Origin of the sequence: Sediminitomix flava (assembly GCF_003149185.1) — a bacterium.
Taxonomy (GTDB): Bacteria; Bacteroidota; Bacteroidia; order Cytophagales; family Flammeovirgaceae; genus Sediminitomix; species Sediminitomix flava.
The window spans coordinates 849,659-862,872 of sequence record NZ_QGDO01000002.1 but is presented as its reverse complement, the minus strand read 5'-3'; the positions used below and the strand labels follow the sequence as shown (position 1 = coordinate 862,872).

The following is a 13,214-nucleotide window of genomic DNA, read 5'->3' as shown; positions in this document are numbered from 1 at the left end:
ATGTCTGCTAAAAAATATATATTCTTACTTTTTGGCCTTTTCTCAATACAGTCAATTTCTAATGCTCAGATCATTAGTGAAGAAGAACTGTATCTGCCATTAAAGTATAAGGACCTTTTTCCTCTGATCGAGGCAAATGAAGATGAAAATCCGAAAGTACTTCGTCATATGAAAAAGTTCTTACAATATCATCCATTAGAGGTGAATGTAAGATATCAGATCGGGAAATATTATGAGCGTCAGATCAAAGGATTTGATGTTCTGAAGGAGGATGATGCCGTTTTTGCTACTGTAGATTCTACCGTCAAATATATGGAAATGACTCTTCCTGTACTTAACGAGAAAGAAGTGAAAGGAAAGAAGGCAAAGACTTTTTACCTAGAATTCTTGAAATCTTCTTTTGCACAAGTAGGGCAGGAAAAAGTGGATCATTTCTTAGTAAAGAAAGAAATAGAAAGCCGTGTCGCTGCAGCTAAACTTTATAAAGCCAATGTTGATACGGTTAATATGTATTTCAACAAAGCTGTAATTCATTACACTGAAGGGCAGGAAGAGTTTATCAGTATCTGTGAAAAATACGGAACACTGAAAGACTTGTACATGATGGCTGATGCTGATCTATTTGAACGATTAGCGAAAGTAAAAGCAAACTACAACGCATTTGTAGCTTATTTTGATAAGTATAAAGCGTTTATCAAAGATTTCCCGATTGAAGGTTATAATCAAACTTATACATTAGCACCAATTGAAAACTACAGATTGCATGGGTTTGCAAAGTCTGATTTTCTAGCCAATGAAATCACAGTTTGGGATTATAGCACTTGGCATGATGATGTTGTCGCTTATCATACAGAACATATTGTTCCTTTGAGAGCGTTGATCACCAGCTATGACAAAGAATTGGACTTGGGGATTAAGGAACGAGCAACAGCTACAGTGCCTAATGAAGAAGACCTTCGTGTAAATAGAAAGAATATTCTTAAAATCAAGAAGTTTGATCTTTCAGCATTACCTGTAGATTTGTACCGCTATAAAGTTTCTAAAATCAATATGTTGAATCAGAAAATTCAAGGAGATTCAGCAACATCAGCACTTTCTTATCAAAGAGAATTACGTTCGTTGGCAGAGCAATGGACATACACTATGATTAGTGAAGATTTCTTGGGTAAAGTTAAAGCTAAATCTAAAGATCCTGTGCAATTATTGAAGCATAGAGACTTTTTTGATGAGTTGTATTTAGGCAAACTTAATTCCTTTTTAGGAGCGGAAAAGAAACAATTGAGTAGAGAGTCTCTGAAGACTCAAAATGACATCATCGATCTTATTTCAGAAAGTAATAAGCCTTTTACAGATTCTCTTTATGTAATATATGATGAAGTAAAAATTCCATTATTTATTGATGAGGATGGTCAGAAAGATGATGATTTACTTTTTGATATCGGAAGTGAATTAGAAGAAGATGAATTTGCTACGGAAAAGAAAGAAGTTAAAGTTGAAAAAAGAGAGACTAGATACTTTACTCAATTCTTAGAACGAAGTACAGATTCTACTTTTGTTGTAGCAGGTTATAAGTCCGATCATACAGGAAGAAAACCTTTCATTCTTCAAGTAAAAGGAGAAGAGTTGGATTGGTATAAAGAACCTCAAATCGCTGAAGATAGCTTGAAAGGAACTTTGCATACAAAAGTCGCGGCTTTCAATATCAAACGTAGAAACACAACTTTAGTACTTCATACGGAAGCAACAGAGGAGAATGAGAAAGGAGAAACTGTTATGAATACTTTAGTCAGGTTTAATGATAGAGGTATGCAAGGGCATAACTTTATTGTTCCAAGTCAACTAGAGCCTGAGACAGTTAGTCCATTTGCTGAAAAGAGAGCGTACCTATTTACTTTCAAGTCTGAAGGGATTAGTACTCCAGATAACTTGCAGCCTACTCAATTGCTATGTGCCAAATCTGACGGAGAGGAGCTATGGGCTGATTCATTAATGCTTGCTGGAGAAATTCAATCATTTGAGCCATTTGGAGATCATTTGCTTTTAGTGTCGAATTATCAATCTATTGTTGATGCTAAAAAACAAAAAGTAAATGCTGTAGATGCTTCTTCGGGAGGTACAAATATTTACATTGGTGTGTATGATCATCTCGGGAATATTATCAGAGATTACAAGACAAAATCAAAAACACAATATGCAGTTGAAGCTGTCAGTAATCATGATGACCGTATCAATATTATTGGTATGGAAGGGAAGAAAAGCGATGATAAAGACTTAAAAGATCAGAAGCTAGTTCTTCTGACTTTGAATGATGAGCTACGTCTCATTCAAGGAAATGTAGAATAAGAAAAGATTACTTTTTAGCGTGTAGAGAGGGAATGTGTGTGACTTAGAACCGACATTCTCTCTTTATGCTTTTAAACTAAAAACAGAAACAGATCTATATTGGGGAGAACTAATAACTTAATACAATGACCAGAATTTTTTTATTATCAATTGCAACTTTCTTACTGAGCTTGTCCACCTTATTTGCTCAGGATGCAAAACAAGACCCAGAACTTCAGGCAAAGTGGCATGTTCATATGGACAAAGCCGAGCTTCTTTATCAGGAAGAAAATTATGAAGAAGCACTTTATTCATTTGTAGAAGCGATTCGAGTTATCCCAACTGATACTACAGCCTACATTTATGGCGCAAACTGTGCGTTTGTACTGAATGACTTTGGTTTAGTACAAGATTTTGCAAATGACTTCCAAGGTTATTTCAAATACCTTTCGCCAGATATTGCGATGCTTCTTACGCAGATTGATGAGTTGGAATATTTAGGCAAAGTTCAAGAAATGGTAGAGACAGATGTAGATCAAGCTTTGGTGCTCCTTGATTCTGCTGCTGAAAAATACCCTGCAAGAGCTATAGAATTTTCGAAGTTTAAATTAAATATATTCTTCCAAGAACAACGAATAGAGGAAGCTGTAGCTTTGCTTGAAAACTTGGTAGAAACCTATCCTGAAGAAGTTGATTTCAAATACAATTTAGCATTGATTCTTCATCAGAGTGATGATCTGGAAGGAGCTGTATCTCTTTATGAGCAGTGTTTGGATGTTGACCCGAATTACTTCAATGCATTGTACAACTTAGGTATTATCAATTATAATACTGCTGTTGGTTTGTTGAACGAGATGAATCAACTTACAGATGAGGCCTTTCAAGCTGAAGGTAATGCATTAAGAAAACAGTCATTGGATCATTTCTTAAAAGCAAAGCCATACTTTGAAAAAACAGCTGAACTAAACACGGAAGATAATGATGCGATAGAATCTCTAAACTCAACGGTTCTTCAGTTGGCAAACTTACGTCAGTTGGGTACTGCATTTGGAGAAGATGAAATTGTAGCGACTAACAGAAGTTCAGTAGATGATCTGAAAGAGGCTGAAAATTCAATTGAAGAAGTAGCCAATGATGGAGAAGGAATTGATGCATTAAAAAATAGTGAGGAGTCGATTGCTGCAATAACAGCGGAAGAAGAAGTTGTAGAAGCAGTAGAAGAAACACCGAAAGCTCAAGGACAAAGTAAACTATTGGTTTCTAATCTCCGATTTGAATACCCAGAAGGAGCACAAGAACTTGAAAAAGGAGGGAAAGGTTTTATCAAGTTCCGTGTAGATAACTTTGGAACAGGTGTAGCTGAAGAACCTACTGTAAAACTATTCTCAGTAATTGAAACACCAGGTTTGGTTTTCGATAAAAATGTTGTGATAGAGAACCTTGAAGCCATGCAAGGTGTCGAGGTTTCTTTAGAAGTGAGCTATACCGATTCGCAGGTAGCGACAAGGGGCTTTAAGGCAATTAAGACGGATGTGAATTCATTCAAATTAATGATTGCGGATAAAAGTCTTTCTCAATCGGATATCTTGAGTTTTGACCTAAATCTTTCAGACAAGCCTTCAGCTGCAGAGGAAGATTTTGCGATGGATTTGGATATCGATGTGATGGAAGCTCCTAAGTATTATTTATTGATGATTTCAGTAGATGAATACACCGAGTGGACACCTCTAGATAATGCGGTAAAAGATGCACAAGATGTAAGAGATATGCTGACACGTCATTATACTTTTGAAGATGAAAATGTGTTTGAATTGTATAACGAAGAAGTGACTGCATCAAATATTCGTAAGGTTATTCTTGAACTGAAAGAAAAAATTCAACCTACAGATAACCTTTTGATTTATTATTCGGGACATGGTTATTACGATAAAGCTTTTGAGGAAGGATTCTGGGTTCCAGTTAACGGTTCCGCTGATCTAAGTGCAACAGATACTTATATCTCTAATGAAACAATTTTGAAGTATGTGAAAATGTTGGATACACAGCATACATTCTTAATTGCAGATGCATGTTTCTCAGGTTCGTTATTCGCTCATGGTCATAGAGGCGCTAGTTACGCTGATGAAGCTGAGTTGTTTAAATCTCGTTGGGGACTAACTTCAGGTTTCCTTCAGTATGTTTCTGATGGAGAAGCGGGTACAAATTCACCTTTCGCAAAAGCGTTGATGACTTATTTGAGAGTAAACAGAAAAGATAAAATGTTGGTGACTCAGCTTATTCAATATGTAAAAGAAACTGTTTATAATAATACAGATGGTCAGATGCCAATGGGTGACCGACTTAGAAATGTTGGTGATGAAGGGGGAGAGTTTGTATTCAGAAAACGTCCTGAGCCTCAGATATAATTCTCATCATAAAACAGAATTAAATAAGGAGCTTGATCTATGATATATAGGTTGAGCTCTTTTTTTTATGTTTTGTGTCAGCTAGATCGTGTGGTGAAATTTGTGATGTCGAATACTAAAGGTAATAACTCCCCAAACACGAAAAGTATCTTTTTTAGGGTCTATTTTACGAGGTCTAAACTTGTAGTTTTCGGCTTTTAGCCAAGTATCTGTATCTGTCTGAAGAAATCTTTTGACCGTAAACTCGCCATTGAGCCAAGCCAGTATCACATCATTGTGTTTAGCCAAAACGGAGCGATCAACAATGAGAAGGTCATTGTCGAAAATACCTGCATTGTGCATCGATTCACCTTTTACACGAATCATGAAAGTTGCAGGCTGATTTCTGATGAGGTATTCTTCTATTCGTAAGTCTTCCTCCATAAATTCATCAGAAGGAGATGGGTAGCCAGCAGGAATGATAGAACTGAATAATTTAATCACGATAAAGCATTTTACGCGTATTGACACTTTCATCTACGCTAATAAAATACATAAAAGTAGAATATATTTTAATTTAAAGATCTTTTTTTCTAATTAATTGTAAGGAAGAATCTTTTTAAGATAGTCTTTTAGTTGAGGAATGCTCCTGTAGGTAAAAAAGTAAGTGCTGTTATTTTTAGTATTAGTAAAGTAAGTATTGTTTGTTCGAGCTATTTATTCTGAATATTATTTGCGTACTCTATTAGTATAGTTTATTGTGAATTAGCGAAATAATTAAGCATTTTTTTCTATTTGTTTGTCAACATGTGCTAGTAAGCTGTCTCAAGCATAAGAGAATGAAAAATCGAAAGATCAGCTAAACTAAAATCCCCAATAAGAATGATCAAAAGTTTTATTTATCGCATAGGTGTGGTCTTGTTAATTGGAATCTGTGCATGTTCGGAACTAGATGAGTTAGTAAATGCAGATGCTCCATTGACAGATGTTGAAAGAGAGGCAGAGTTAAGTATTGTATCTGATGATGCTCAAGCGGATCAAGAATATGATGTTGTAGAGGCCGAGTTAGATTTTGTGATTAGACAGTTTGAAGAAAGTAGTAATGCGAGAAGTAGTACTTCAGAAACTACTTGTGCGGTGGTTACATTAGATACAGTACTGTATAATGTGTCACCTTTATCTATTATTAACGAGTATACCGTAGATTTTGGAGAAGAAGGTTGTGAGAGTGAGGTATTTGGAATAACAAGAGTACTAAGAGGTAAATTGCATGTAGTTGATGAGGCTTTGTTGAGTAATGCACAAACTCGTTTATCTCTTAAGAGAAGTATTGTATTTGAATCATTCTATGCCAATGATGTAAAAGTAGAAGGAACAAGAACAACTCGAGCGATTTTTGAAGAGGGACAAAACGATTTATTGATTTCAACCTTGAAAGGTGGAAAGTTGACCTTCTTCGATGGTTCTTCAATAACAAGAGATGCCGATTGGACAATCGAGAAAGTTGCAGGAGAGAGTTTTTTTGAAGAAGAGTTTAGTATAGAAGGAAATGCTTCGGGGCAGAAAAGAGATGGTGGAGTTTATACAATGGAAGTAGTATCGCCTCTTATTGTGAAAAGGTCTTGTGGTCTAGCATGGATTCCTGTAAGCGGAGAGAAAAGATTTACAAGTAGCAATCATAGTATTCAAGTGAATTATGGTGATGGTACTTGCGATGATGAAGGTTATGTAGTAAGTGTAAGTTTAGATGATGGGGATTACTTTACAGTCAATCTCTCTGAATAAAGATTACAAACTTTTTAAAGCTCATCCATGAGGAAAGCCTCTGTTTTTTAAGACAGAGGCATTTTTTATGTCTTATTTTTCTCTATTTATAAAGATAGCTTGTAGCTCTTCTGCATTTTCAGGTTTCATTTTTCCTGCTAATATCAAACGTAGTTGTCTTCTACGGAGCGCAGAAGCGAATTTATCTTTCTCTTGCTCCGTTTCAGGAACAAGTTGAGGAACCTGTACTTTATTACCTTTCCCATCGATCGCCACAAAAGTAAGATAGGCTTCATTGGTCATTTGTTTAATTCCCGTAGTGATATCTTCAGAAGAAACCTTGATGTAAACTTCCATTGACGAGGTGAATGAACGTGTAACTTGGGCTTCAAGTGTCACTATATTTCCAAGACCAATCGGGTGATTAAAAGATACATTATCTACAGATGCCGTAACTACAATGCTATTGCTATGTCTTTGCGCTGCAATTGCAGCTGTCACATCCATTTGGTGTAGAAGTTCACCTCCCATTAGTTTATTCAGAGGATTGGTTTCGTTGGGTAGTACAATTTGGTTGGTAACAACTTTAGATTCACTCGCCAGTTTTTGCTGTTTTGTCATCGTGTTTTGTGTTTATTGGTTTTAGTTGAGACTATCCCAACCTTGTTCTCCTCTCAATTTAACAAAAGAGAATAGTTCGAAAGTCTCTTTTTTAAATTCATTTTCTGAAATACGGTGGTAACGGGTCATTATCTGAGAACTGGAATCTCCAATTGGAATCACCAAAATTCCTCCTGTCTTCAACTGAGAAAGAAGCTTATTCGGAACAAAAGGAGCACCAGCAGTGACAATGATTTTATCATAAGGCCCTTTGACGGGATAGCCCAATGAGCCATCTCCATGAATACAGTCTACTTTGTAGCCTAATTTTTTAAGTAGATTATTAGCTCTTACATGTAACGATTGTAGGTATTCAATACTTGTAACCTGAGCACCCATATCTGCTAAAACGGAGGCTTGATAACCTGATCCAGTACCAATTTCTAATACTTTATCTCCTTTTTGAAGTTCTAATAATGAGCTTTGAGTTGCAACGGTATAAGGACTAGAAATTGTTTGCCCATGACCAATTGAAAAAGGTTTGTCTTGGTAGGCATGTTCTAAGAAAGCACTATCCATAAAGAGGTGACGAGGTATCCTTCCCATACTTTCTAAAACTTGATGGTTTGAAATACCTTTTCGTTGAAGCATTTTTATCATTTGACTTCTGAGTCCTCTATGTTTATAACTTTCTAGCACTATTTTGATGTTAAATTAGATGATGAAGATAGCTTTTTTATTGTAAAAAAATAAAAGAAAAAGTTTACAGCATCTACATACAAAACACATTTGAATGCTTTTTTGAAAAGAATTTTGAGCTGAAAGAAAAAAAAGTGGTTGATAATCAGTTTGCAATGGCTAAGCTTGCATTTTTATTTTAGAAAGCTTTGGTGAAACTACCTTTATCTGCTACCTTTGCATCGCAAAAAAGACAAAAGGTCTCGTGGCCGAGTGGCTAGGCAGTGGTCTGCAAAACCATGTACAGCGGTTCGAATCCGCTCGAGACCTCTCTTTTATAAAACGCTTAGAAGTTTAACTTCTAGGCGTTTTTTTTTACCTTTTTCGTAACAAGTAGTTCATGTTGTTACAGTTTATTAGTCTGATCTTTTTATGAGATTTAGTAATTCTTATAAAAGTACAATTCTACACTTAAGAGTTAATAAAAGTGAATAATGTTTAACATGAGGGACAACTTGCTTTCATATCAAGAAGCCTTCATAACATAGAGGAGGTATTCATGTTGACTAAATAAGTGTTTGACGGTGCTTTCCTCTAATTGTTAATGGAGATGTTTTTATGACACTTTATGACAACAATATAACTCGATAATGCAATTTAGAGTTATTCTAAATAAGTCGAAATAAGCCTTAATCGGTGTTAATATGCTGATTATGAATGAACTTTTTTAAAATCAATATCAAAATGTTTATGATTAAAGTCACCATTCAGGCTTGATATTTATTTGAAAAGAGGACGCTTAGTACTAGATTTGCGGATGTTAACATAGAAGAGTAATAGTAAGACTAAAAACTATACAAAAATGAGTATCGGCAGAAGTGTTACAAGATTGCGATTCGCAATCCTTTGGCTTGGGTTACTGCTGGCGGCAAATCTCTCATTTGGACAAGGAGCTGGAGACGGTATCCCATCAGATGAAGGACAAGTTGCAGCAGGTGCGGAACTGTTTGACGCCAACTGTTCGTCATGTCACGCTGTTCATGAGCAGGTTGTAGGACCAGCTTTGAAAGCGGTATATGAGCGAAGAGACGTTAAGTGGATCCAGAATTTTGTTAAATACCCAAAGAAAGTTATCGATAGTGGGGATGAATATGCAAAAGCCCTCTACGAGCAGTATCAGCAGTACATGCCTAACCAGGCGGTATCTGATGAAGAGATTTTATCTATTCTTGCTTATGTGAAAGCGGAGACTATCGCAGGTCCTAAAGTGGCAGAGGTAGCAACTGATCCAGCAGCGGGCGATGCAGCTGTAGCAGGAGCTGAACAAGCAGTTAGTACAAATCTATTGATCGGAATCATCATTGGTTTAGGTGTTATCTTGGTGATCGTATTAGTTGTTCTTTTGATGTTGATCAATGTATTGACAAAATACTTGAACCAACAAAAGGATTTGTCATCAGATGACGCAGCTTATGTAAACCAGAAATTTGACCTTAGCGCAGTATTCAAGAGTCAAATATTTGTAGGATTTGCATCATTCGTATTTATCATAGTGGTAGCTAAAGCGACAATCGATGGATTATTCTCTATTGGTGTACAACAAGGTTATGCTCCTGAGCAGCCAATCGCTTTCTCACATAAGCTACACGCAGGATATTACGAAATCGATTGTAAGTACTGTCATACAGGCGTAGAGAAGTCAAAGAATGCAAACATTCCTTCTGCTAACATTTGTATGAACTGTCACTCGCAAGTAAGAACTGAGTCTGAAGAGATTCAAAAAATCTATGCTGCGATTGAAAATAATCAACCTATTCAGTGGGTAAGAATCCATAACCTACCTGACTTGGCTTATTTTAACCATCAACAACACGTTAAAGTGGGTGGTGTCGAGTGTGAAACTTGTCACGGAGATATCAAGGAGATGGAAATCGTGCAACAACATTCACTTCTAACAATGGGATGGTGTATTGACTGTCACAGAAAAACAGATGTGAATACAAAGGGTAACGAATACTACGATAGACTAGTTGAGTTGCACGAAAGCACGGCTAAAGAACCAATGAAAGTAGAAAATATCGGAGGTTTGGAGTGTGCGAAATGCCACTACTAATTTTTGTCTAACGTTTGGCATACAAACTTTAAAGTTTTTGACTAAAAGACCATGACAAAGAAAATATATTGGAAGGGCGTTGAGCAACTGACAAACGACCCTGAGTTCGTAAAAAATGCAGATAAGGAATTCCCAGAGCATTTACCAATTAAAGATGCTTATGGTGATAATAGTGGGGAGGAAAGTGGCGACACTAGACGTGACTTCTTGAAGAAAATGGGATTCAGTTTGGCGGCAGTTTCTTTGGCAGCTTGTGAAGCTCCAGTAAAGAAAGCTATCCCTTACTTGAACAAACCTGAAAACGTAGACCCAGGTGTTCCTAACTATTATGCTTCTACTTTCATCAATGGTAGTGAGGCTTACCCAATCGTTGTAAAAACAAGAGAAGGTAGACCAATCTTTGTAGAGGGTAACACATTCTCTTCAGTTACTAGAGGTGGTGCATCAGCTAGAGCGCACGCTTCAGTGATCTCACTTTATGATGTAGAGAAAATCCAGTATCCAACGAAAGGTGGAAAGAAAGTTAGCTGGAAAGAATTAGATAAAGAAGTAATCAGTGGCTTGGGCAAAGCTGGGAAAACTGTAGTAGTCTCTCACTCTATCGTTTCTCCTTCAACAAAAATTGCTCTTAATGCATTTGCTGATAAATATAATGCAGAGGTAGTTACTTACGATCAAGAAACTGTTTCTGCAATGATCGAAGCTAACAAGGCACAATTCGGTAAAGCAGTTGTTCCTTCTTATAGCTTTGACAAAGCAAACGTTATTGTCAGCTTTGGTGCTGATTTCCACAATAACTGGGTAGCTGGTGTTGAGCATACTGCTCAATATACTCCAGGACGTAAAGTAGGACCGAACAAGAAGGAAATGTCTCAACACTTCCAGTTCGAAAGCATGTTGACAATTACAGGTTCATCTGCTGACTACCGTACGCCAGTTAAACCTTCAGAAGAAGGTCTTTATGTTGCCGCTCTTTACAACGAAGTAGCAAAAGCAACAGGAAATACAGCCGTAAAAGCTCCAGCAGTAAAAGCTGAGACAATTACTAAAGCTGCGAAAGCCCTTTTGAAAGCAAAAGGCAAATCATTGGTAGTGTCAGGAATCAACAATGTAGCAGTACAACAGTTGGTGAATGGTATCAACCAAATGCTAGATAACTACGGTAAGACATTGGACTTGAACAATCCTTCTTTCACTAAGCAAGGAAGTGACAAGGCAATGACTAATTTCATCAACGACTTGAAATCAGGTCGTGTAGGTTCAGTAGTTTTCTACAACACAAACCCTGTGTACGATCACCCAAGAGGTGCTGAAATCGCTGAGGCAATTAAGAAAGCTAAACTTTCAGTTGCTACTGCAGATAGATTAAACGAAACAGCTTCTCTTTGTACATACAACGCTCCAGATACACATTATCTTGAGGCTTGGAATGATGCAGAAGTTAAGAAAGGTTTCTTCTCATTAGGACAACCAACAATCTCTAAAATCTTCGATACTCGTCAAGCACAAGATTCATTCTTGACTTGGGCAGGCGATGTACGTAGTTACGAGGAAATCATCAAGACTTATTGGAAAGAGAACTTGTTCCCTCTTCAATCAAAAGAAGCTACTTTTGATAAGTTCTGGGTACGTTCACTTCACAATGGTGTATTGGAAGTTGCTTCTACAGTAAGTGTACACGAATCTAGTGATGCTTCAGTAGATTATACTTCAAGCTTTGATGTTGATGCTGCTGGTCAAGTAATCAGATCAAAGTATAAGAAAAATAACGAAGGTATTGAACTTGTAGTTTTTGCTCCAACCCTAATCGGTAACGGTGCAATGGCTAACAACCCAATGCTTCAAGAAACTCCAGATCCAATCACGAAAGTGACTTGGGGTAACTACGTTGCAATTTCTCAAGCTTTGGCGAAAGAATTGTTCTCAGCTGAAGAGTTTGAGACTAAGAAAAACGTAGTAGCGATCACGATCAACGGTAACACAATCGAGTTGCCAGCAATCGTACAGCCTGGTTTGAAAAAGAACGTAATCGCAATTCCTTACGGATACGGTAGAGGTGAAGGTGCAGGACGTGTAGCAGCTGAGGCTGGTGGCGTTAACGCATTTGCATTTGCTGGTTCTGACAATGGATTTGTAGACTATAATATTACTTCAGGTATCGAAGTGAAGTCGGCAGGTAGACAAGAGCAAGTTGCTCAAACACAAACGCATGAGACAATCATGGCGCGTGAGTCTATCATCCAAGAGACTACACTTGCAGAATATGTGAAGAATCCTGCTGCTGCAAGACACGAAGTGAAAATTTCATCTTACAACGGTGAGAAAAAACCAACAGATATCTCTCTTTGGGATATCCAAGGTGATGGTTATAAAAATGCAGATGAAAAAGCTGCAGAAATCGCTAAAAAACCAGCTACAGCATTGTTGTGGAACGAGAGAATCGGATTCAAATCTGATGTTCACGAATACAACAATCACCACTGGGGATTGGCTATCGACCTTAACGCATGTAACGGATGTAACGCCTGTGTAGTAGCTTGTCACACTGAGAACAACGTTCCTGTGGTAGGTAAAGAAGAGGTAATCAACCGTCGTGAAATGCACTGGTTGAGAATTGACCGTTACTACGCTCACGAAGAGGCAGACGTATCAATGCCAGACGATTATATGACAATGGAAAGAGCTTTGGAAAATCCTGAAGTTGTATTCCAGCCTATGATGTGTCAGCACTGTAACAACGCTCCTTGTGAAACTGTATGTCCGGTAGCTGCAACTACGCACTCTACAGAAGGTTTGAACCAAATGACTTACAACAGATGTATCGGTACGAAATACTGTGCGAACAACTGTCCTTACAAAGTACGTCGTTTCAACTGGTTCAAATACCACAACAATAATGAGTTCAACTATCATATGAACAACGACTTGGGTAAAATGGTATTGAACCCAGACGTTACAGTTCGTTCAAGAGGTGTAATGGAGAAATGTTCTATGTGTGTTCAGAGAATCCAAGCTGGTAAATTGAAAGCTAAGACTGAAGGCAGAGAAATGAGAGACGGAGATGCTACTACAGCATGTGCTGCTTCTTGTACTGCTGGAGCTATTCAGTTTGGTGACTTGAACGACTCTAACTCAAATGTTCGTAAACTTCTTGAAGGAGAGTTGGAAGAAAGAGCTTACAACGTACTAGATGAGATCAACGTTCGTCCAAACGTTTATTATCTAGCGAAAGTAAGAAACAAAGACGCTTCTAAGAAACATGACGCATAAATGATAGCGGATAAAGGATGTCAAAATCCTTTATCCCTTTCCTTTTAGCAGATTTCTGTAAAAACTGAAACATAGATAACCAA

General features: G+C 37.3%; 8 protein-coding genes and 1 tRNA gene. 6 read left to right on the top strand and 3 right to left on the bottom strand.

The window, feature by feature from the left end:
- Positions 1-2,343 (top strand): hypothetical protein, encoded by a 2,343-nt coding sequence (locus tag BC781_RS10660; RefSeq protein ID WP_109617398.1) that lies wholly within the window; start codon positions 1-3, stop codon positions 2,341-2,343.
- 125 nt (positions 2,344-2,468) lie between these two features.
- Positions 2,469-4,727: a caspase family protein gene (locus BC781_RS10655; RefSeq protein ID WP_109617395.1), complete on the top strand. Its 2,259-nt coding sequence runs from the start codon at positions 2,469-2,471 to the stop codon at positions 4,725-4,727.
- An 81-nt stretch (positions 4,728-4,808) separates the two neighbouring features.
- On the opposite strand, the gene BC781_RS10650 is transcribed toward BC781_RS10655, so the two are convergent.
- Complete coding sequence (locus BC781_RS10650) at positions 4,809-5,210, bottom strand: LexA family protein (RefSeq protein WP_158281441.1); 402 nt, start codon at positions 5,208-5,210, stop codon at positions 4,809-4,811.
- Between the two features lie 378 nt (positions 5,211-5,588).
- On the opposite strand from BC781_RS10650, the gene BC781_RS10645 reads away from it, so the two are divergent.
- Positions 5,589-6,491 (top strand): hypothetical protein, encoded by a 903-nt coding sequence (locus BC781_RS10645; protein ID WP_109617391.1) that lies wholly within the window; start codon positions 5,589-5,591, stop codon positions 6,489-6,491.
- Positions 6,492-6,563: 72 nt separating this feature from the next.
- On the opposite strand, the gene BC781_RS10640 is transcribed toward BC781_RS10645, so the two are convergent.
- Both BC781_RS10640 and BC781_RS10635 read right to left on the bottom strand, forming a co-directional pair.
- Positions 6,564-7,091 (bottom strand): acyl-CoA thioesterase, encoded by a 528-nt coding sequence (locus BC781_RS10640; RefSeq protein WP_109617390.1) that lies wholly within the window; start codon positions 7,089-7,091, stop codon positions 6,564-6,566.
- Positions 7,092-7,112: 21 nt separating this feature from the next.
- Positions 7,113-7,730 (bottom strand): protein-L-isoaspartate(D-aspartate) O-methyltransferase, encoded by a 618-nt coding sequence (locus BC781_RS10635; protein ID WP_109618006.1) that lies wholly within the window; start codon positions 7,728-7,730, stop codon positions 7,113-7,115.
- 277 nt (positions 7,731-8,007) lie between these two features.
- Between BC781_RS10635 and BC781_RS10630 the strand changes: the two genes are divergently transcribed.
- From BC781_RS10630 to BC781_RS10620, 3 genes are all read left to right on the top strand, one after another.
- Positions 8,008-8,078 (top strand) — tRNA-Cys (locus BC781_RS10630).
- Between the two features lie 532 nt (positions 8,079-8,610).
- Positions 8,611-9,861 (top strand): c-type cytochrome, encoded by a 1,251-nt coding sequence (locus tag BC781_RS10625; RefSeq protein ID WP_109617388.1) that lies wholly within the window; start codon positions 8,611-8,613, stop codon positions 9,859-9,861.
- A gap of 51 nt (positions 9,862-9,912) precedes the next feature.
- Positions 9,913-13,131, top strand: a complete 3,219-nt coding sequence (locus BC781_RS10620) for a TAT-variant-translocated molybdopterin oxidoreductase (RefSeq protein ID WP_109617385.1) — start codon at positions 9,913-9,915, stop codon at positions 13,129-13,131.
- Positions 13,132-13,214: the final 83 nt, after the last annotated feature.

Excerpts from the sequence above, each read along its gene's own strand:
- BC781_RS10620 (WP_109617385.1), top strand. The coding sequence starts at position 9,913 with ATGACAAAGAAAATATATTGGAAGGGCGTTGAGCAACTGACAAACGAC.
- BC781_RS10640 (WP_109617390.1), bottom strand. The coding sequence starts at position 7,091 with ATGACAAAACAGCAAAAACTGGCGAGTGAATCTAAAGTTGTTACCAAC.
- BC781_RS10660 (WP_109617398.1), top strand. The coding sequence starts at position 1 with ATGTCTGCTAAAAAATATATATTCTTACTTTTTGGCCTTTTCTCAATA.
- BC781_RS10645 (WP_109617391.1), top strand. The coding sequence starts at position 5,589 with ATGATCAAAAGTTTTATTTATCGCATAGGTGTGGTCTTGTTAATTGGA.
- BC781_RS10655 (WP_109617395.1), top strand. The coding sequence starts at position 2,469 with ATGACCAGAATTTTTTTATTATCAATTGCAACTTTCTTACTGAGCTTG.
- BC781_RS10635 (WP_109618006.1), bottom strand. The coding sequence starts at position 7,730 with ATGATAAAAATGCTTCAACGAAAAGGTATTTCAAACCATCAAGTTTTA.
- BC781_RS10625 (WP_109617388.1), top strand. The coding sequence starts at position 8,611 with ATGAGTATCGGCAGAAGTGTTACAAGATTGCGATTCGCAATCCTTTGG.